General features: G+C 59.3%; 25 protein-coding genes. 13 read left to right on the forward strand and 12 right to left on the reverse strand.

What is annotated here, in order from left to right:
* Positions 1–576 (reverse strand): MlaE family lipid ABC transporter permease subunit (locus ADK28_RS27045; RefSeq protein WP_048797199.1); only part of this gene is annotated, 576 nt, incomplete at its 3' end.
* 4 nt (positions 577–580) lie between these two features.
* Positions 581–1,396 (reverse strand): phospholipid ABC transporter ATP-binding protein MlaF, encoded by an 816-nt coding sequence (mlaF, locus tag ADK28_RS27050; protein WP_028127533.1) that lies wholly within the window; start codon positions 1,394–1,396, stop codon positions 581–583.
* A gap of 303 nt (positions 1,397–1,699) precedes the next feature.
* Between mlaF and ADK28_RS27055 the strand changes: the two genes are divergently transcribed.
* The 13 genes from ADK28_RS27055 to ADK28_RS27115 all read left to right on the forward strand — a co-directional run bounded on the left by ADK28_RS27055 (position 1,700) and on the right by ADK28_RS27115 (position 10,759).
* A complete protein-coding gene (locus ADK28_RS27055; protein ID WP_028127534.1) occupies positions 1,700–2,677 on the forward strand; it encodes a calcium/sodium antiporter in 978 nt (325 codons plus the stop codon).
* Positions 2,678–2,693: 16 nt separating this feature from the next.
* Positions 2,694–3,680: an arabinose-5-phosphate isomerase KdsD gene (gene kdsD, locus ADK28_RS27060; RefSeq protein ID WP_016930207.1), complete on the forward strand. Its 987-nt coding sequence runs from the start codon at positions 2,694–2,696 to the stop codon at positions 3,678–3,680.
* Positions 3,681–3,697: 17 nt separating this feature from the next.
* Positions 3,698–4,252 (forward strand): 3-deoxy-manno-octulosonate-8-phosphatase KdsC, encoded by a 555-nt coding sequence (kdsC, locus tag ADK28_RS27065; RefSeq protein WP_021505108.1) that lies wholly within the window; start codon positions 3,698–3,700, stop codon positions 4,250–4,252.
* On the forward strand, positions 4,249–4,827 hold the full coding sequence (gene lptC / locus ADK28_RS27070) for an LPS export ABC transporter periplasmic protein LptC (RefSeq protein ID WP_016930209.1): 579 nt from the start codon (positions 4,249–4,251) through the stop codon (positions 4,825–4,827). Before kdsC ends, lptC begins: the two co-directional genes overlap by 4 nt.
* Positions 4,796–5,335, forward strand: coding sequence for a lipopolysaccharide ABC transporter substrate-binding protein LptA (gene lptA, locus ADK28_RS27075; protein ID WP_028127535.1), 540 nt, complete (start codon positions 4,796–4,798; stop codon positions 5,333–5,335). The genes lptC and lptA overlap by 32 nt, the downstream gene beginning before the upstream one ends.
* A 6-nt stretch (positions 5,336–5,341) precedes the next feature.
* Positions 5,342–6,067, forward strand: a complete 726-nt coding sequence (lptB, locus tag ADK28_RS27080; RefSeq protein ID WP_004937040.1) for an LPS export ABC transporter ATP-binding protein — start codon at positions 5,342–5,344, stop codon at positions 6,065–6,067.
* 52 nt (positions 6,068–6,119) lie between these two features.
* The gene (gene rpoN, locus ADK28_RS27085; RefSeq protein WP_016930211.1) at positions 6,120–7,553 is read left to right on the forward strand and encodes an RNA polymerase factor sigma-54; all 1,434 of its coding nucleotides are present in this window, start codon (positions 6,120–6,122) and stop codon (positions 7,551–7,553) included.
* Positions 7,554–7,576: 23 nt separating this feature from the next.
* On the forward strand, positions 7,577–7,864 hold the full coding sequence (gene hpf, locus ADK28_RS27090; protein ID WP_004937038.1) for a ribosome hibernation promoting factor: 288 nt from the start codon (positions 7,577–7,579) through the stop codon (positions 7,862–7,864).
* Between the two features lie 155 nt (positions 7,865–8,019).
* Positions 8,020–8,481: a PTS IIA-like nitrogen regulatory protein PtsN gene (gene ptsN / locus ADK28_RS27095; protein WP_016930212.1), complete on the forward strand. Its 462-nt coding sequence runs from the start codon at positions 8,020–8,022 to the stop codon at positions 8,479–8,481.
* Between the two features lie 129 nt (positions 8,482–8,610).
* Positions 8,611–9,465 (forward strand): RNase adapter RapZ, encoded by an 855-nt coding sequence (rapZ, locus tag ADK28_RS27100; RefSeq protein ID WP_015379177.1) that lies wholly within the window; start codon positions 8,611–8,613, stop codon positions 9,463–9,465.
* A complete protein-coding gene (gene npr / locus ADK28_RS27105) occupies positions 9,462–9,734 on the forward strand; it encodes a PTS phosphocarrier protein NPr (protein ID WP_004937034.1) in 273 nt (90 codons plus the stop codon). The genes rapZ and npr overlap by 4 nt, the downstream gene beginning before the upstream one ends.
* Before the next feature lie 294 nt (positions 9,735–10,028).
* On the forward strand, positions 10,029–10,340 hold the full coding sequence (locus ADK28_RS27110) for a type II toxin-antitoxin system HigB family toxin (protein WP_048797183.1): 312 nt from the start codon (positions 10,029–10,031) through the stop codon (positions 10,338–10,340).
* Positions 10,337–10,759 carry a helix-turn-helix domain-containing protein gene (locus ADK28_RS27115; RefSeq protein ID WP_015379178.1) on the forward strand — a complete coding sequence of 141 codons (423 nt, stop codon included), beginning with the start codon at positions 10,337–10,339 and terminating at the stop codon, positions 10,757–10,759. The genes ADK28_RS27110 and ADK28_RS27115 overlap by 4 nt, the downstream gene beginning before the upstream one ends.
* Before the next feature lie 3 nt (positions 10,760–10,762).
* Here the strand turns inward: ADK28_RS27115 and ADK28_RS27120 are convergent, their stop codons facing one another.
* The 10 genes from ADK28_RS27120 to ADK28_RS27165 form a co-directional block, all read right to left on the reverse strand.
* Positions 10,763–12,679, reverse strand: a complete 1,917-nt coding sequence (locus ADK28_RS27120; protein WP_048797184.1) for a BglG family transcription antiterminator — start codon at positions 12,677–12,679, stop codon at positions 10,763–10,765.
* A 51-nt stretch (positions 12,680–12,730) separates the two neighbouring features.
* Positions 12,731–13,945: a lactonase family protein gene (locus ADK28_RS27125; protein WP_048797185.1), complete on the reverse strand. Its 1,215-nt coding sequence runs from the start codon at positions 13,943–13,945 to the stop codon at positions 12,731–12,733.
* A gap of 288 nt (positions 13,946–14,233) precedes the next feature.
* Positions 14,234–14,974, reverse strand: coding sequence for a 2-dehydro-3-deoxy-phosphogluconate aldolase (gene dagF / locus ADK28_RS27130; RefSeq protein ID WP_016930215.1), 741 nt, complete (start codon positions 14,972–14,974; stop codon positions 14,234–14,236).
* Complete coding sequence (locus ADK28_RS27135) at positions 14,971–16,089, reverse strand: DgaE family pyridoxal phosphate-dependent ammonia lyase (RefSeq protein WP_048797186.1); 1,119 nt, start codon at positions 16,087–16,089, stop codon at positions 14,971–14,973. Before ADK28_RS27135 ends, dagF begins: the two co-directional genes overlap by 4 nt.
* The gene (locus tag ADK28_RS27140; RefSeq protein ID WP_048797187.1) at positions 16,073–17,212 is read right to left on the reverse strand and encodes an amidohydrolase/deacetylase family metallohydrolase; all 1,140 of its coding nucleotides are present in this window, start codon (positions 17,210–17,212) and stop codon (positions 16,073–16,075) included. The genes ADK28_RS27135 and ADK28_RS27140 overlap by 17 nt, the downstream gene beginning before the upstream one ends.
* 60 nt (positions 17,213–17,272) lie before the next feature.
* Positions 17,273–17,923 carry a DUF4310 family protein gene (locus ADK28_RS27145; protein ID WP_004937013.1) on the reverse strand — a complete coding sequence of 217 codons (651 nt, stop codon included), beginning with the start codon at positions 17,921–17,923 and terminating at the stop codon, positions 17,273–17,275.
* Between the two features lie 11 nt (positions 17,924–17,934).
* Positions 17,935–18,711, reverse strand: a complete 777-nt coding sequence (locus ADK28_RS27150) for a DUF4311 domain-containing protein (RefSeq protein ID WP_048797188.1) — start codon at positions 18,709–18,711, stop codon at positions 17,935–17,937.
* Between the two features lie 30 nt (positions 18,712–18,741).
* Complete coding sequence (locus ADK28_RS27155) at positions 18,742–19,038, reverse strand: DUF4312 family protein (protein ID WP_004937003.1); 297 nt, start codon at positions 19,036–19,038, stop codon at positions 18,742–18,744.
* Positions 19,038–19,403: a glycine-rich SFCGS family protein gene (locus ADK28_RS27160; RefSeq protein ID WP_004937000.1), complete on the reverse strand. Its 366-nt coding sequence runs from the start codon at positions 19,401–19,403 to the stop codon at positions 19,038–19,040. The genes ADK28_RS27155 and ADK28_RS27160 overlap by 1 nt, the downstream gene beginning before the upstream one ends.
* 36 nt (positions 19,404–19,439) lie before the next feature.
* The gene (locus tag ADK28_RS27165; RefSeq protein ID WP_086013604.1) at positions 19,440–19,766 is read right to left on the reverse strand and encodes a glycine dehydrogenase; all 327 of its coding nucleotides are present in this window, start codon (positions 19,764–19,766) and stop codon (positions 19,440–19,442) included.
* Between the last annotated feature and the right edge of the window lie 432 nt (positions 19,767–20,198).

Here is a 20,198-nt window from a genome sequence, read left to right on the forward strand (position 1 = left end):
GGCGCCCTGCATCGCCGACCAGAAGAAGCCGCTGTCGATGCCTTTCCAGTCCACGCCGACCACCGAGCCGCCCCAAATGCCGATCGCCACGAAAATGATGGTCAATAGCGGCATGCTGATCAGCCCGGCCCAGAAGCGCGGCGCCACGATGCGCCGCAGCGGATCGACCGCCATCATTTCCAGGCTGGAGATCTGCTCCGTCGCCTTCATCAGGCCGATTTCCGCCGTGAGCGCGGAACCGGCGCGGCCGGCGAACAGCAGCGCCGTGACCACCGGCCCCAGTTCGCGCAGCAGCGACAGCGCCACCATCATGCCGAGGCTGGCCTCGGCGCTGTAGGTGGTGAGCACGATATAGCCCTGCAGGCCCAGCACCATGCCGATAAACAGCCCGGAGACCATGATGATCAGCAGCGACTGCACGCCGACGCTGTAGAGCTGTTTCAACAGCAGCGGCCACTGCTTGCCGGGTTCCGGCCGGCCAATCAACGCGTTGAACAGCATCAACCCGGCGCGGCCGAAGCTGGCGCTGGTGTTGATGCCACTGCGCCCCAACGACGCTAACGCTCTTAATAACATGAGCTTATTTACTCCCTAAGCCTAGCAGTTCGGTCTGATAATCCCCGGCCGGATAGCGGAACGGCACCGGCCCATCCGCTATACCATCCAGGAACTGGCGCACGCGCGCATCAGGATTGTTCTGCAATTGCTGCGTGGTGCCTTCGGCGATCACCCGGTGGTCGGCCACGATGTAGGCGTAGTCGGCGATGCTCAGCACCTCCGGTACGTCGTGCGACACCACGATGCAGGTAATGCCCAGCGCATGGTTCAGCTCATCGATCAGCTTGACCAGCACTCCCATGGTGATCGGATCCTGGCCAACGAAAGGTTCGTCGAACATGATCATTTCCGGGTCCAGCGCGATCGCGCGCGCCAACGCCGCCCGGCGCGCCATGCCGCCGGAAAGCTCGTTGGGCATCAGCTGAGCCGCGCCGCGCAGCCCCACCGCTTCCAGCTTCATCAGCACCGTGCTGCGCAACAAAGGCTCCGGCAGATTGCTGTGCTCGCGCAGCGGGTAGGCCACGTTTTCGAATACGGTCAAATCGGTAAACAGCGCGCCAGACTGGAACAGCATGCTCATTTTTTTGCGCGCGTCGTATAACTGACGGCGGGACAACGCGGGAATGTTGTCGCCGTCGAACCAAATCTCCCCGCTGTCCGGCGCCAGCTGGCCGCCTATCAGGCGCAGCAGCGTGGTTTTGCCGATGCCCGATGGCCCCATGATCGCCGTGACCTTACCGCGAGGCACCGTCAGGTTGATGTCTTCAAATATCCGTCGGTCGCCGCGCGAGAAGCTCATGTCGCGCACTTCGACCAAATTATCTGCCTTTTGGAGCATGTTAATGGACCCTTTACGACTCATCTTTTGCTGAATCTACCCGTGATGTTAAAGCAATGGGCGCAATCCGTCTCATCTTTACAAAAACTTACTGCCATTTCGCAACCAATGGTGCCATTGGTTTTACTTTTCCGCGCCACCCGGTCAAAATTGGCGCCATAACGAAAAAAAACGAAACTGTTCAACTATTAGCCGGGGAAAACCGTTGCTGCGGCTCAAACGCGCGCAACGGAGGGCAAGCAATACCGCCGCATTGACGGCTTTAACCAACGAACCGGGATAATACCCGACAAAGGACCCTGCATGTTTCTCGCGATAGCATTATTAATCGTTGGTTTATTTCTACTGGTGTACGGTGCAGACCGCTTAGTTTATGGTGCTGCCGTGATTTCCCGCTCGCTCGGCGTACCGCCGTTGATCATCGGCATGACCATCGTCGGCATCGGCACTTCGCTGCCGGAGCTGATCGTATCCACCACCGCCGCGCTGAACGGGCAGATAGATATGGCCGTTGGCAACGTAGTAGGTTCCAACATCACCAACATTTTATTGATCCTGGGCGTGGCGGCGTTGATTCACCCGCTGGCCGCGCGCTCTGAGATACTGCGGCGCGAACTGCCGCTGATGTTAGCGGTCACAGTATTATGCGGTTTCGTGTTGATGGACGGCACCCTGAGCAGGCTGGACGGCGTGCTGCTGCTGGCCGCCGCCGCCGGCTTCATCCTGCTGATGCTGAAAATCGCCCGGCTGGCGCAGCGCGAGGGCAGCGACAGCCTGACTATGGAGCAGATCGCCGAGCTGCCGCAGGACAGCAGCAATACCGTGGCGGTGCTGTGGCTGGTGCTGGCGTTTATCATTCTGCCGCTCTCTTCCAGAATGGTGGTCGATAACGCGACGGTGATCGCGCACTATTTCGGCCTGAGCGAACTGGTGGTCGGTTTGACCATTATCGCCATCGGCACCAGCCTGCCCGAACTGGCCACCTCCATCGCCGGGGCGCTGAAGGGCGAGGATGATATGGCGATTGGTAATATCATCGGCTCCAATATTTTCAACACGGTGATCGTGCTGGGCGTACCCGCCCTGCTGTCGCCGGGCAGCGTAGACACCGCCGCCTTCCAGCGCGATTACTGGGTGATGCTGGCGGCCAGCGTGCTGCTGAGCGTGCTGTGCATCGGCCGCAAACATCGCATCGGCCACCTGGCGGGCGCGCTGTTATTATGCGGCTTTATTGCGTATCTTGCGGTGCTGTTCTTTAACCCTTTCAGTACTTTCGGCTAAACCGACGGGAATGAGTATGTCGAACATTGAGTTGCAACCGGGCTTCGATTTTCAACAGGCCGGTAAGGAAGTGCTTCAGATAGAGCGTGAAGGGCTGGCCCAGCTCGATCGCTACATCAACGCAGACTTCACCCGCGCCTGCGAAACGATCGCCGCCTGCGGCGGCAAAGTGGTGGTGATGGGCATGGGCAAATCCGGCCATATCGGCTGCAAGATCGCCGCGACCTTCGCCAGCACCGGCACGCCCTCATTCTTCGTTCATCCGGCGGAGGCCAGCCATGGCGATTTGGGCATGGTCACCCCGCAGGACATCGTGCTCGCCATCTCCAACTCCGGCGAGTCCAGTGAGATCCTGGCGCTGATCCCGGTGTTGAAACGCCAACAGATCACCCTCATCTGTATGACCAACAATCCGGAAAGCGCGATGGGTAAAGCGGCGGATATCCACCTGTGCATCAAGGTGCCGCAGGAAGCGTGCCCGCTGGGGCTGGCGCCGACCACCAGCACCACCGCCACGCTGGTGATGGGCGATGCGCTGGCCGTCGCGCTGCTCAAAGCGCGCGGTTTCACGCCGGAAGATTTCGCGCTGTCGCATCCGGGCGGCGCACTCGGCCGCAAACTGCTGCTGCGGGTTAGCGATATCATGCACAGCGGCGATGAAATACCCCACGTCAGCGCCGACGCCTCGTTGCGCGACGCGTTGCTGGAAATTACCCGCAAAAATCTGGGCCTGACGGTGATCTGCGACGATTTGATGAAAATCGCCGGCATCTTTACCGATGGCGACCTGCGCCGGGTGTTCGACATGGGCATTAACCTGCACGAGGCGAAGATCGCCGATGTCATGACGCCGGGCGGCGTGCGGGTGCGCCCCAACCTCCTGGCGGTCGATGCATTGAACCTGATGCAACAACGCCACATCACCGCGCTGCTGGTTGCCGATGGCGACCAGTTGCTGGGTGTGGTACATATGCATGACATGCTGCGCGCCGGCGTCGTTTAATTAAGGAATAGAACGGAATGGGTATGGTAGAAACCTGCTACGGGCCGGTAGAACAAGAGGTTATGGCGCGTGCCGGGAACATCCGCCTGTTGATTTGCGACGTTGACGGCGTGCTGTCGGACGGCCTGATCTTCATGGGCAACAACGGTGAAGAACTGAAGGCGTTCAACGTGCGCGACGGTTACGGCATCCGCTGCTTGAAAACCTCGGACATCGAGGTGGCGATCATCACCGGTCGCTCCGCCAAGCTGCTGGAAGATCGCGCGCAGACGCTCGGCATCACCCATCTGTATCAGGGGCAATCCGATAAGCTTTTGGCCTTCCGCGAACTGTTGGATAAACTGTCGTTAACGGCGGATCAGGTCGCCTATATCGGCGATGACCTGATCGACTGGCCGGTGATGGCGCAGGTCGGCCTGGCGGTCGCGGTGGCGGACGCCCACCCGCTGCTGACGCCGCGCGCCCACTACGTCACCCGCATTGCCGGCGGCCGCGGCGCGGTGCGCGAACTGTGCGACATCATTCTTTTGGCTCAAAATAAGCTGGAGGACGCCAAAGGGCTGTCGATATGAGTAAAACCAAACTGTGGATCACCATTCTGTTGACGGTGATCGTTCTGGCGCTGATCGGCTGGAACATGACGGACTTCAGCGACGACACGGCCCCTGGCCCGGTCAACGATCAGGATCCGACCTACCAGAGCCAGCACACGGTCACCGTGGTGTACAACCCGGCCGGCAAGCTGAATTACAAACTGGTGGCGGAAGACGCGAAGTATTACACCGCCGGCGAGCTGAGCTGGTTCACCCAGCCGGTGATGACGCTGTTCGATGAGAATGCGGTGGCCACCTGGTCAGTTCGCGCCGATCGCGCCAAACTGACTAAAGACCGAATGCTGTATCTGTATGGTCACGTCGAGGTGAACAGCCTGACCACCACCTCGCAGCTGGAAAAAATTAAGACGGACAACGCTCAGGTAAACCTGGTCACCCAAGACGTCACCTCCGATGACGAAGTCACGCTTTACGGGACCAATTTTACCTCTAACGGCATGAAAATGCGTGGGAACCTGCGGACCAAAACCGCTGAGCTGATTGATAAGGTTAAGACCAACTATGAAATTCAGAACCAAAAAACAACTCCGTAACCTGTTGCTCGGCAGCTTAGTTTTGGCCGCCAGCGCCCCCGCTCTGGCGCTGAAATCCGACTCCAGCCAGCCGGTCAGCATCGACTCGCTCAAGCAGTCGTTGGACATGCAAAGCAACGTCAGCACCTTCACCGACAACGTGGTGATCAAACAGGGCACCATCGATATTCGCGCCGACAAGGTGGTCGTCACCCGCCCGGGCGGAGATCAGAATAAGACCTATATTGAAGCGTTCGGCAACCCGGTAACCTTCTACCAGATGCAGGACAGCGGCAAGCCGGTCAAAGGCCACGCGCAGAAAGTGCGTTACGACGTGGCGACCCAGCTGGTGACCCTGACGGGCAACGCCTATCTGGAGCAGCTCGACAGCAACGTGAAAGGCGATCGCATCACCTATCTGGTGCAACAGCAGCAAATGCAGGCGTTTAGCGATAAAGGCAAACGCGTGACAACGGTTCTGGTACCGTCGCAGTTGCAAGACAAAAACGAGCAAAAAAAGAGTAACTAATCACTTATGGCAACACTCATCGCAGAAAACCTGGCGAAAGCCTACAAGGGCCGTAAAGTTGTCGAAGACGTCAGCCTGAAAGTGAAATCCGGCGAGATCGTCGGCCTGCTCGGCCCGAACGGCGCCGGTAAAACCACCACCTTCTACATGGTGGTCGGCATCGTGCCGCGCGACGCCGGGCGCATCGTGATCGACGAAGAAGACATCAGCCTGCTGCCGCTGCACGCCCGCGCGCGCCGCGGCATTGGTTACCTGCCGCAGGAAGCGTCGATCTTCCGCCGCCTGAGCGTGTACGACAACCTGATGGCGGTGCTGGAGATTCGCCCCGACCTCACCAGCGAACAGCGCGAAGACCGCGCCAAAGAGCTGATGGAAGAGTTCCATATCTCCCATCTGCGCGACAGCCTCGGCCAGGCGCTGTCCGGCGGTGAACGCCGCCGCGTCGAAATCGCCCGCGCGCTGGCGGCCAACCCGAAATTCATTCTGCTGGACGAACCCTTCGCCGGGGTGGATCCGATTTCCGTTATCGACATCAAAAAAATCATCGAGCACCTGCGTGACAGCGGCCTGGGCGTGCTGATCACCGACCACAACGTGCGCGAGACGCTGGACGTGTGTGAACGCGCCTACATCGTCAGCCAGGGCAAACTGATTGCCCACGGCACGCCGGATGCTATTCTGGCCGACGAGCAGGTTAAACGCGTTTATCTGGGCGAAGAGTTCCGCCTCTAAACGCCGGCGCGCCCTGCGGGGCGACACCGTTAACGGAAGTAGACAGAAAACTATGAAGCAAGGTTTGCAACTCAGGCTCAGTCAACAGCTGGCCATGACTCCTCAGCTCCAGCAGGCGATCCGCCTGCTGCAGTTGTCCACGCTTGAGCTTCAACAAGAGATCCAGCTGGCGCTGGAGAGCAATCCGCTGCTTGAACAGACCGATCTGCACGACGAAATCGACGCCAAAGAAACCCAGGAGACCGAGGGGCTCGATACCCGCGAGGCGCTGGAACAGAAAGACATGCCGGAAGAGCTGCCGCTGGACGCCACCTGGGATGAGATCTACACCGCCGGCACGCCGTCCGGCACCGGCACCGACTACAGCGACGACGAGCTGCCGGTCTATCAGGGCGAGACCACCCAAACGCTGCAGGATTACCTGATGTGGCAGGTGGATCTGACGCCGTTTTCCGATACCGACGCCGCCATCGCCACCTCCATCGTCGACGCGGTGGACGACACCGGCTATCTCACCGTGCCGCTGGAAGACATTCTGGAAAGCCTGGGCGACGAAAACGTGACCCTCGATGAAGTCGAGGCGGTGTTGAAGCGCGTGCAGCGTTTCGATCCGATCGGCGTCGCCGCGCGCGATCTGCGCGATTGCCTGCTGGTGCAGCTCTCCCAATACGCCAAAGACACCCCTTACCTGGCCGAAGCGCGGCTGATCATCAGCGACCATCTGGATCTGCTGGCCAACCATGACTTTCGCAGCCTGATGCGATCAACCCGGCTAAAAGAAGATACACTGAAAGAAGCGATGCTGCTGATTCAGTCGCTCGATCCGCGCCCGGGGCAGTCGATCAATACCGGCGAATCGGAATACGTGATCCCGGACGTGCTGGTGCGCAAGACGCAGAACAAATGGACGGTCGAGCTCAACGGCGACAGCGTGCCGCGTTTGAAGATCAATCAGCAATACGCAGCGCTGGGCAACAGCGCCCGCAGCGAAGCCGACGGCCAGTTCATCCGCAGCAACCTGCAGGAAGCCAAGTGGCTGATTAAAAGCCTGGAGAGCCGTAACGAGACGCTGCTGAAGGTCACCCGCTGCATCGTCGATCAGCAGCAGGCGTTCTTCGAGCAAGGCGAAGAGTTTATGAAACCCATGGTGCTGGCGGATATCGCCCAGGCCGTGGAAATGCATGAATCGACGATCTCGCGCGTCACCACGCAGAAGTTTCTGCACAGCCCGCGCGGCATTTTCGAATTGAAATATTTCTTCTCCAGCCACGTGAATACCGACAGCGGCGGCGAAGCCTCCTCGACGGCGATCCGCGCATTGGTGAAGAAATTGATTGCGGCGGAAAACCCCGCCAAACCACTCAGCGACAGCAAGCTGGCCACCCTGCTCGCCGATCAGGGGATCATCGTGGCGCGGCGCACCGTCGCCAAGTACCGAGAGTCTTTGTCCATCCCGCCGTCGAACCAGCGTAAACAGTTGGTTTGACCTCTATTGAGAAGGAAGACACTATGCAGCTCAACATTACCGGACACCACATCGAAATCACCGATCCGTTGCGCGAGTTCGTGAACAACAAGTTCGCCAAACTCGAACAGTATTTTGATCGCATCAATCAGGTGTATGTTGTATTAAGTGTGGAAAAAGTGCAGCAAATTGCGGAAGCAACGGTGCACGTGAATGGAGGCGAGTTGCACGCCACCTCGGAAGACGAGAATATGTATGCCGCAATTGATACGCTGATCGACAAATTGGCACGTCAATTGAACAAACATAAAGACAAATTGAAGCAACACTGACACCCTAACCCATTCCATGAGGCGGCATCCGTCGCCGCCTCACCCTTCGGCGCGTGACCTGCATGGGTGACGCGCCGAACGGTAATCAGGGTTAAAACCGACGAAAAACCGCCTTGCCGGGCGCGCCCGGCGGCGCGGTTTTAAGTGAAGATGAGATGAACAACGAATATATGCAATTAAGCTCGGTGTTAAACATCGAGTGCACCAAAAGCTCGGTACACTGCACCAGCAAGAAGCGGGCTTTGGAAATTATCAGCGAACTGGCCGCCAAACAACTCAATCTGCCTTCGCAGGTGGTGTTTGACGCGGTTCTCACCCGGGAACGCATGGGCAGCACCGGTATCGGCAACGGTATCGCCATTCCCCACGGCAAACTGGAAGAGGACACACTGCGGGCCGTTGGCGTGTTTATCCGTCTCGACCAACCCATCGCTTTCGACGCTATCGACAACCAGCCGGTCGACCTGCTGTTCGCGCTATTGGTGCCTGCCGATCAGTGCAAAACCCATTTGCATACCCTGTCGCTGGTCGCCAAACGCCTGGCCGACAAAACCGTATGTCGCCGCCTGCGCGCCGCGCAAAGCGACGAAGAACTTTACCAAATCATCACCGAGTGATGCCCGGCCGGCGTGACTTCCAGCCCGGATAACGTTACTGTTTCACGATGATGGATCCGGCTGCGGCCGGAATAACAAAGTTTCCACCGGTGGCGATGAACGCCGCCGCGATGCCAGGGGAGTTGCCACATGGTGCTGATGATTGTCAGCGGCCGTTCCGGTTCCGGAAAATCCGTCGCCTTGCGGGCGCTGGAAGACATGGGTTTTTACTGCGTTGACAACCTGCCGGTGGTCCTGCTGCCGCAGCTCGCCAATACGCTGGCGGAACGCAATATCTCCGCGGCGGTCAGCATCGACGTGCGCAACATGCCGGAATCGCCGGAAGTGTTCGAATACGCGATGACTCAGCTGCCGGACAGCTTCTCACCGCAGCTGCTGTTCCTCGACGCCGATCGCAACACGCTGATCCGCCGTTACAGCGACACCCGCCGCCTGCATCCGCTCTCCAGCAAAAACCTGTCGCTGGAAAGCGCGATCGACGAAGAAAGCGATCTGCTCGAACCGCTGCGCTCGCGGGCCGACCTGATTATCGACACCTCGGAAATGTCGGTGCACGAACTGGCCGAAATGCTGCGCACCCGCCTGCTGGGCAAGCGCGAGCGCGAACTGACCATGGTGTTCGAATCCTTCGGTTTCAAACACGGCATCCCGATCGACGCCGACTACGTGTTCGACGTGCGCTTCCTGCCGAACCCGCACTGGGATCCGAAGCTGCGGCCGATGACCGGTCTGGACAAGCCGGTAGCGTCGTTCCTCGATCGCCATACCGAAGTGCACAACTTCATCTACCAGACCCGCAGCTACCTGGAGCAATGGCTGCCGATGCTGGAAACCAACAACCGCAGCTACCTGACGGTCGCCATCGGCTGTACCGGCGGCAAGCACCGCTCGGTGTACGTGGCGGAACAGCTGGCCGATTACTTCCGCTCGCGCGGCAAGAACGTGCAGTCGCGCCACCGCACGCTGGAAAAGCGTAAACAATGACGGTCAAACAGACGGTTGAAATCAAAAACAAACTGGGCATGCACGCGCGCCCGGCGATGAAGCTGTTCGAACTGGTGCAAAGCTTCGATGCGGAAGTGATGCTGCGCAACGAAAGCGGCACCGAGGCCGAAGCCAGCAGCGTCATCGCGCTGCTGATGCTGGACTCCGCCCAGGGCCGGCATATCGAAGTCGAAGCGACCGGCCCCGACGAAGTCAACGCGCTGGCGGCGGTGGTCGAGCTGTTCAACTCCGGGTTTGATGAAGATTAGTCGTTGAGACTCTCCCCATGCGTCGCCTCGGCGCATGTGTTGCCTCCGCCCCTCCCATAACGTAGCCCTCCCGTTTCTCACTTTGCGAATCCGCTTCCAGAATCAGCCGTAACCGCCTGTAAATTCACGTCATGGATTTACCCCCACCACGATAATCGCAATAGTGTGTAACGCAAAAACAGACAACAGGCGGGTGTTTCCCCACGCTTTGCTTACGGGACAACGAAAAGTTTACAATTTGTGAACTTCACCGGCAGTCGCTATAATGTTCACCGGGTAGGAATCGAAGGAACGATGCATATCATTTCCAGGGAACCGTTCAATAACGCAACGAAGCAATATCCCAATGAAGCCACTGCTCTCGAGGCCATTTATAAAGCATTGCGACGGGGCGAGTTCCGCACGCCGGACGAGTTAAAAGCGCTTTTTCCTTCGCTCGATCGTATGAAATACAAAGAGAAATGGTGGGTCATTGACGTCGGCGGCAACCACCTGCGGATCTTGTTCTTTGCCAGCTTCGAGACACAGAAAGTCTTCATAAAGCATATCGTTATCCACGCCGAATACGACAAGCTGATGCAGCACTATCGAAGGAGTTCATCATGATTACAGATGCCATTAAGGCGGCCGATGCGCTACTGCGCGCCGTGCCCTTGTTGCAGGGCAGCCGCGCTCAGCAAGACTACCGGGAAGCGCTTGAATTGGTGGAATACCTGCTGGAAAACGACGAACACCATCCGCTGATTGACATGCTGGCAAAAAAGATCGCCGAATATGAAGACAACAGCGCCGAATTTACCGCATTCAACCAGCGTATCGCCCAGTTACCACAGGGGGTAGCCGCGCTTCGCGTCCTTATGGAACAGCACCAACTCAGCCAAAGTGATTTTGAACATGAGATCGGTAAAAAGTCGTTGGTTAACCAAATCCTGAACGGTAAAAGATCGCTGACCATTCCGCACATTATGGCGCTGGCCAAGCGTTTCAATCTGCCCCCGGCCCTGTTCCTGCCGGAAGCGGATTAGCCCTCAACTCCGGCTCAGGCAGTCCAGCGCCACCGCTTTGAAGCTGTCGAAGCTGTCGCTGCCCAGCAGGCGGCTCATTGAGCGTTCACGCACAAAGGTGACGAACAGCTCGTAGATCGCCATTGCCTCTTCATAGTCGCTCTTGCTGATCGCCAGCAGGAAAATCACGTGCGCGATCTCACCTTCCCCCCAGGCGACGCCCTGCGGCGCCAGCAGCGTCACCACCACGGTCTTTTTCGCCAGCAGCCCCAGCGAGTGCGGCAAGGCGATGCCTTCGCCCAGCAGCGTGGAGACGATCGCCTCGCGTTCGACCACCGACGGATAGAAGTCCGCGCCGACGTATCCTTCCCGCTCCAGCTGGCCGCATACCCGGCTGAACAGCTCCGCCTGCGTCAGCGGCTCGTCGAGCACCATGAAATGCTCGGCGTCGAAGAACTTCTCCAGCATGTACGGTTTGGTGCGATCCACCAGCACCAATTTGCCCAGTTGCTCCAGCTGATAATCGGTCGGGAACGGCGACATCACCACCACCGGCTTGTTCTTTTCGCCGATGCGGGCGTTGGAAATCACAAAGTCTTCGTCGATGTGCGCAAGCATCTCATAATCGCGCAGCGAGACGATGCGCGTCATCACCAGTTGCGGATACTTGCGCGCAATCTGCGCCTGGATCATGCGCACCGTCGAGTTGCCGGTATCACACACCAGCATCACCTGCGGGTGGCGTTCATAACCGATGTTGTAATGCCGCTCCAGCCCCACGCCGATGTGCAACACCAGATAGCCGATCTCGTTTTCACTCAGGGTATAGGGGGTGTATTTGCCCCAGCTGGAGACCGCCGCCAGCGTCACGTCGTAAGCCATCGGATAGTGCTGCTTGATGTTGGCCAGCAGCGGATTGGGGATGTTGATCTGGTATTTCACCCGCGTAATCATGGTCTTGATATGGGTGAGCAGATCGGCCCGCAGCTGCTCGTCGCCCTGCAGATTGTAGTTATAGTGTGCGTTGATGTAGGACAGGATGTAGTCCACCAACGCTTCTTCATCGTCGGCGTTGATCTCGGTCGGTTGCACGTCCTGCACGCGGCGTGCGGCGATGTTGACCCGCAGATAGGCCTCTTCGGCCATCGAGATCTCTTTGCCGGAGGCCGCGCGCAGCTCCGCCGCCAGACGGGTCGACACCTGGCGCACCGCCTCGTCGCCGTCCTCCACCTCGAAGTCCGGCAGCGGATAACCGTCGTTGATGCGCCGCAGGGCCACCGCGCAGTAGAAGATCAGATACTGCTCGCCCTCGTCGGTCAGGCGAATGGCGTATTGCGACAACAGCGGGTGCAGCAATCCGGCGAACGCCGCCACCTGCGGCTGCAACAGGATCTCGTTGTTGAGCAACGGGTTCTCGGCGTCGGCCAGCTGCAGCTGGAACAGCAGATCGGTCAGGCAGGCGCGGATCGCCATCTCCGCGCCGAACAGCTTCATGCCGTAACGCGGTTTGGTTTCGATCGTCAATTGATAATGCGCCAGACGCTCTCTCACCTCAGCCATGTCGTTTTGCAGCGTGCCGCGGCTGACGAACCATTCGTCGGCCAGATCTTCCAGTTTGAGAGAGAAGGCTGAGGTCAAAAAACGCACCAGCAGATAATGCACCCGCTCCTGCGCGCTGCGCGGGGTGGCCTGTTTGCGGCGTTCCTGATGCTGCAGGGCGCTGAACAGCGCGGCGTTATCGACCTGCAAACGATAGCCGGCCCCGCGGCTATGCACGAAGCGCGCGCCGTATTTGTCCAGGATCTCGTTCAGCGCGGTGATATCCGCCCGCACCGTGCGGGTGGACACGGCGAAACGCTTCGCCAGCTCATCCTGCGGCAAAGTCTCGGTTTGCAAAGCATCGAACAAGTAAGCCAAACGCGGGTAAGGAAATCGCACCATTCTGTGTCCGTCAATCAGGTAGCCCACCCGGCGAACCGGGCGGGCCACGGGTTACTTCACCGGCGGCAGGAACGCCATTTGCGAGGGGCTGCCGATCGGCAGATAGCCGCCCACAAAGCTGAGTTTGCCGTCCGTCGGGTTGACGCTGAAGCGGGTGACGTTATCGCTGCGCTGGTTCAGCGCATACAGATAGCGGCCATCCGGGCTCAGCGCCAGCGAACGCGGATAATCGCCGCGGGTCCAGGTTTCCGCCACCGGTTTCAACTCGCCGCCGGCGCCCACGCTGAACTGGGCAATGCTGTTATGCAGCCGGTTGGCGACGTACAGCGTGCCGCCGTTTTTGCTGAGCGCCAGCCCCGAAGCGAAGCTGGTGCCCTGATAGTCGGCAGGCAGCGCGGAAACCGCATGCAGTTGTTTCAGAGTACCTTTTTGGCGATCAAAACGGTAGCTGGTCAACGTCGAGGCCTCTTCGTTCACCAGCAGCACGGTGTCGCCGTCCGGGTGGAACACAAAATGACGCGGGCCGGCGCCGGCGGAAGAGGCGGCGATCCACGGCGGATCGTTCGGCGTCAGGCGGCCGCTCGCGGCGTCAAAGCGCCATTGGTAGATGCGATCCAACCCCAGATCCGTGGAGAACACGAACTTGCCGCTCGGATCGCTGGCGATCATATGGGCATGCGGGCCGTTGTGATCGCTGATGGCGAAGCTGCCGTTCACCGCCGCCGCCGGTTTGGCCGCGCCCGCCGGCCCCTGCTGTTGCTGCACCGAGCTGGCGGCGCCCAAGCTGCCGTCCGCTTCAATCGGGAAAGCCGCCACGCTGCCGCTGACGTAGTTCGCCACCAGCAGATGCCGCCCGTCCGGCGTCGAGGAGAGATACACCGGCCCTGCCCCCTGCGAATCCACCTGATTGAGCTGAGTCAGTGCGCCATCGGCCGGATTGATCCGGTAGGCGGTGATGCCGCCGTGCTTGCCGCCGTTGAAATCGGCCACTTCGCTGGCGACATACAGCGTCTTGCCGTCAGCGCTCAACGTCAGCTGCGCCGGATTCGGCACATTGCTGACCAGCGTGGCGTGGCTCAGCGCGCCGCTGGCCGGATCGACCTGCACCCGGTAAACGCCTTCGCCGTTGGGATTGTAGGTGCCGATATAGGCAAAATGAGATGACGTGGAGTTCATTGCATCCTCAGCATGCAGCGCCGGGCCGGTCACGGCCAGCAGCGCCAGGAACAACGCGGAGCGTCGGGTTGGAACCTGCCAGTTTCGCATAGTAATCCTCAGTATATATCCGTCATCTTTCAAGCCGCAGCGTTGTTGGCTGCGCAGTTACTCGGCCCATCCATGGGCCTCACCCCTTCGGGGCCGCTGCAAGCAGCGTTTAAATCTGCTCCCGGCAGATTTTTCACCCCAGTCACTGACTTAAGTAAGTGACTGGGGCTCCTGCGCTTGCCGCCTAGCTGCAACTTGAAAGCTATAGGCTATAGGTAACGGCGGCGCGGCATGCCGCGCCACGGGAAAACCTTCGCCTCCCAGCGTTTACCTCATCCCATTACGCGTTCAGCCCACCAGCGTTTTGGTCATCGCCAGCAGGGTTTTCACGTCCTGCGGGCGCGTGTCGCCGCTGGCGGCGTCGATGATCGAGCTGTAGATATGCGGGATCACGCGTTTCACGCCGGCCGCCAACGCGATCTCGACGATCGGCTCAAAGTTCTCCAGATCGATGCCGCCGGTCGGCTCCAGCATGAAGTCATGCTCGGCGCAGGCCTTGGCGACGTACTGGTATTCGTCCTTGCACTTCAGGCCGCCCATCGGGAAATACTTGATGGAGCTGCCGCCCATGTCTTTCAGCAGGGCGATGGCGGTTTCCACCGGCACGATGCCGTCCGGCGCCGCGGCGCTCAATGGGCCGGTAGAGATCTTCACCCAACCGACGCGGCCGGTCGGCGACACCAGGCCGTTGACCACGCTGTCGTTCTGGCCCAGCAGCGCGCGGCTGGCGCCGACGCCGGTAAACACCTGGTTAACGTGCTGCGGCTGCACCTGCTGAGCGATCAGGCTGACCATCGCCGACTGCTTCGGATCGCCGGCGCCCAGGCCGACCGAGAGCGCGTTTTCAATCAGGCGCGCATAGCGCAGCATGTCGGTCACCGCGCTATCGACATCCGGGTAGTTCTTGGAGAGCACGCCCACCAGCACATGGCCTTCCGCCGCGGCGTAGATGTCCTGCGCGTTGGCTTTGGAGCCGGCCAGCACGTTCAGGCAGACGCGGTCGCGATAGTAGTTAGGCTGCAGCTTCATGCTTGTTTCTCCGTAAACAGGTTTTTGATACAGGTAAAGACGGTCATCAGCTGTTGCTCGTCGACGCTGCGCACGTCGACCTCAATCTTGCCCTCGTTGGCCTTATAGCCGCGGAAGTAGATGGCGATGTCGCCGGTTTTCAGCGCCTGGACGATGTCATAGGTCGACCGCCCCAGCACCGCCTCATCAAAGGTGATCTCGGCGCGAGCGATATCGCGGCCGGCGCTGTCCCAGACGGTCTTGGCGCTGACGCCGGTCAGGGTGTTGAGGCTGTCGAGGAATGGCGTCATCCGCTCCACCATCTGTTGCCCGGTGGTTTTCTCAAGCGTCAGATAGCTTTCAATCGCCTGCGTCAGGCCGAGGATGCCCTCTTTGCCGACCTTCATCGCCCGGCCGATGCCGCCGGATTGCAACTTCACCCACTCGACGAACTGTTTCTTGCCGATCACGAGACCGCTGGTCGGCCCCTCGATGGCTTTGGCGCCGCTGTAAATCACCAGATCGGCCCCCATCTGGTAGTAACACATCAGATCTTCTTCCGCCGCGGCGTCGACGATCAGCGGTAGGTTATGCTTGCGCGCCACCACCGCCGCCTGTTCGACGGACAGAATGCTTTTCTGCACGCAGTGGTGCGATTTGACGTACAGGATCGCCGCGGTCTGCGGCGTGATGCAGGCTTCAATCTGCTCCGGCGAACATTCGTTGGCGTACCCCGCCTCCACCACCTTGCCGCCGCCCAGCGCCACCATGGTGTCCACCGGCGCACCGAAGTTGACGTTGTGACCGCGCGGCAGCACGATCTCGCGCGGCACGGTCACCGACGCCGAATGCAGGTTCACCAGCAGATTGGCGTTATCTTTAACGATCACCGCCGCCACCGACTGGGCGATGCCCGCCGAGGCGCAGGAGACGATCACCGCATCCTCCACGTTGAGCAGATCGGCGATGTAGGCGCCGGTCTTGTTGACCAGATCCTTGATTTCGAAATAGTGGTTCAGGCCGTAATCAACGGCGTCGATCACGTCCTGGCGCGGCGTGGAAACGCCGAGAATGGTCATGCGGCCGGAGGTGTTGATCACCTGCTTCAAACCGTATTTTTCATAAATCGAAGACATGGCTTGCCTCCCCTTGTTCGGTTAATAGGATTTCCCCGGCCACCACCGCGGCCAGCGGCACCAGCAGCCGCTCGCCCTCGGCGGTTTGCCCTTCGGCGTCGGCGAACACCTGCGGTTCGCGGCGCAGCTCAAACAGCGTGAAATCGGCGTCATAGCCCGGCTCCAGCCGCCCTTTGCCGCTCAGCTGCAGCGCCGACGCGGCGTTCTCCGTCACGCAGGCGATCACCTGCGGCAGCGTCAGGCCGACGCTGAAGAACTTGGACATCACCGTCGCCAGGCTGTGCACCGGTCCGTTCATGCGGTTGCGGCAGTAAATATCGGAGCTGATGGTGTGCGGCAAAATACCCAGTTTGATCGCCTGGCGCGCCACCTCGAAGCTGAAGCTGGCGGTGCCGTGCCCTACGTCGAGCAATACGCCGCGCCGCAGCGCGCGCTGGATAGACTCGCGCAGCGTGCCCGCCAGCGTCAGAATGCGGTTCGGTTTGCCGTTGTAGCAGTGGGTGATGATGTCGCCGCGGGTCAGCAGATCGGCGATCTCATCCAGATCCGGCGGGTTATTGCCGATATGCACCATCAGCGGCAGCTGGCGGTTTTCCTGCTGGATCTCTTTGGCCAATACCAGCGGGCGAGTGCCGTTTTTCCCCACCACGCTGCTGCTCATGCGCGCCTTGATGCCGATGACAAAGCCGGGGTGGTTGGCGATGGCCTGGCCGGCCTCGCGCTTGTCGATGTCCGTCATCTCCGCCAGCTCGTTCTGCCGCAGCAGGCCGATGCGCGAGATATTGAGGAAGGCGAAAACGTTGGTTTTGGCGCTGCGCGTCAGCTGATAAAAGGCGTCGATATCGTCGGCGCCGGTGCTGCCGGCATCGACCACGCTGGTGACGCCGCTGGCGACGCCGACCCGATCCGGCTCGTCATGGTAAATCGGCGATTCGGGATAGCAATGCACATGCGCGTCGATCCAACCGGCGCTCAGGCGGCAGTTGCCCGCCAAATCCAGCTGGCGAACGGCGCTGACGTCCGCCGCCAACCGCCCCACCGAGGCTATTTTGCCGTCTTTCACCGCCAGATCGATCAGCGTATCGTCCGCCAGTCTGGCGCCTCTGATTACTAAGTCATACATACCGCATTGCTCCTGTTAGCCCGGGTGCCGCCGTATCGGGCGGCGCCTGGCGCAGGCCTCTTAAGAAATGGCTACCGGGAAGATCGCCCCCAGGATCATCGCGCCGAGGATCGCTCCGCCGGTGATCGGTTTACCCCAGATATAGAACAGCAGCGCGCCGAGCAGCGAACCGATGCCGATCGGGATCGAGGCAGTCATCGCCGACAGGATGATCAACGGCCCGAGGAAACGGCCCGACGAGTTGCCCGCCCCCATCATCACGTCCGCCCCGTAGGTGGAGTTGCTCTGATTGATGGTGAATTTGCGCGCCAGAATGATCACGTAACCGATCGCCAGGCCGATGATCAGACCGGTGGCCAGCGAAGCGGCGAAGTTGGCGACCGGGAACACGATGCCGGCCCCCAAAAGCAGCGCCGGCACGCCCAGCCCGACGCCGGTCTGGATCGCGCCGCCGATGTCGAGGATGCCCACCAGCGAGCCTTCGATGATGCGCGCGAACAGGAAGCTGGCGCCGAACGCCGCCACCGCGCCGTATACGCCGGTATCCATCCCCGCCCGCAGCATGGAGACGAACGCCACTTCGTTAAAGGCGCCGATGCCGTACAGGTAGTACATGTGCGTCCCGGCGAACACGCCGGAGGACAGCAGGCCAACAAAAATCGGGAATGACCAGTCGGCGTACCAGAAGCCTTTTTGGGTTTGCTCTTCCATCATCCCGCTCCTTATTTACCGCTCAGGGTGTTGTGAATGACGTCCAGCCAGCCCGGCACGCCGAGGCTGAAGGACTCGAGAACTTTCATGTCGAAGCCGCGGAAGAAGCCGCTCAGCACGAACAGCAGCACGATCACCGCCATCATGATCTTGGTGATTTTGTTCCAGCCGCTCTCTTCCACACCCTTGCCGATCAGAATGCCCAGCACCAGGCCCGGTACGGCGTTGCCCATGATCAGCTGCGCCAGGCCGCCGAAGATGGTGCCCCAGAAGCCGGAACGGCGCCCGGCGTCGATCGCCGCCAGCCAGAAGATCACCGGCATCACGGTGTTCACCAGCAGGTTGGCCGCCGGCACCAGCACCTTGATGGCGGTGACCTGCAGCGCGGCAGGCACGGCGGAAGCGGTGGTATTGAGGAAGGCCACCACCAGCATGCCGATGATGCCGCAGGCGATGGCCATTTTTTTCGGATCGTGCAGCGTTTGCGCCAGATTGCGGTTCTTGACCATCAGGGCCGCCGCGCCCCAGTGCGGGATGATGCGGTGATCGACGTCCTGCGTGAAGGAGCCCGCCGCCACGGAAGACGCCCAGGCGTTGAAGAAGAAACCCAGACCGAATGAGAAGTGGGAAGCCGGATCGCCCTCGCAGGAGTTCAGCTCGCCCAGGGTGCGAAACGCTCCCATGCCCTGTGTTGTCGGTGCGTGGAACATGCGTGCGGCGCCGGCCCCTACGCCGACCCCCACCAGTCCACCGATAATTATCGATTTAAATAAGATGATTAAAAACATCAGTATACCCTTTCATTTATGCTAACGTTTTTATTTCGTGACGAAGACAACCTTCTCGGTATTGATAATGGTTACGTTCACGGTTATTTCCAGAGAAACGGCATAGCTCTTTCTTTCGCGCGGCAAAAAGAAGAAAAGAAATTTCTCTTTAGTTATTTTCTCTTCCGCCTTCACTACGCTGACGTCCTGCGGCTCGATGCGCAGCAGAATATTGTTGGTGGACTTTAATACCGCGCCCTGCACATTAGCCAAGGCGGAAGCAAAAGCTTTCGCTTTGCTGTCGCCTTTACCCTCCACCTTTACCGATGTGGTATATTGCTCTTTCATTATGGGTTGCCATGTTTTTTGACGTAGGCTTCCACCAGTTTCTGGCCCAGCTCTTCTTTATCCATAAAGCCGAAACCCAGCACGTTGCAGCCTTCGTTAATTGCCGTCACGCCCTCTTCCACCGAACGCATGCCGTATTTGGCCTTGTAGCCGTATTTGGTTTGCGCGGTAATCGCGCCTGCGCCGCCGCTGCCGCAAAAAGAGATGCCCAGCTGCGCGTTTTCCGCTTTCATGACGTCGCCCAGCTTCATATCCGCCGCCACGCCGGGGATGACCACCGCTTTTCCGCCTGCGTTTTCAACGCCCTGGCCGACTTTTTGCCCTTTGCCCAAACGATCGCCGATCACTACGGTAATTTGACCCATGGTATATTCTCCTGATTGAAATCGATGCGTTAACCGCTATGCGTTATTATCTTTCGCCACTTCGAAGTGCACGGACAGCAAATAGGCTTCTTCGATAGGCAATGTGCCAAACTGATTCACCACGCGTTCCGCCATTTGCATGGACTCGGCGGAAATTTCGTCGAAAAGCGATTTATCCACCTCCGGCAACGGCTCACCGGTTATTGAACGCAGCACCATGGCGCGAATATGCGATTCCAGCATCTGTTGCTGCACCGCATTGGTATAAATATTCTCAGCATTCAGCATCGCGGTAATATCCGCCAGCACCCGAGCGGTGATCTCACCGGCTTCGCTGACATCGGATTGTTCAATTTCTTTTATCGAAGCAGATCCATCATTCACTTTTCAGTACCCCTAGATCCCACATTAATCAGTAAGCCGTAAAGCGCATCACCTGAATAACCCGCTTTCTGTGATGTCTTTACCCTACCCCCGGCAAGATTTTCTGTGTAGACCGGTTTTTTCCAGTTCGAAGTGGAAATCGAATGACGCGCGGGGATCCATTTCGCAAAACGGCGTTATGGCGAAAAAGTAAATGAGATAACAATTACATAACCCGGCTAACGGTTTTTTTTGCCTCGATTGACGATAAAAGCCTTCGTGATCGGGATCTCTTTCTTTTCTCGCCCCAACCGCCTACTATCAATGGGACAAATCGACATTACCCACACCCCCGCTCCTCTGGCGCGGGGGTGTTGCTTTGTGTTGTTTTTCCGAATTTATGGGCGCACAGACTGGCGCCCTTTGATTTGA

It is taken from the genome of Serratia sp. 506_PEND (assembly GCF_001076875.1).
Taxonomy (GTDB): Bacteria; Pseudomonadota; Gammaproteobacteria; order Enterobacterales; family Enterobacteriaceae; genus Serratia; species Serratia marcescens.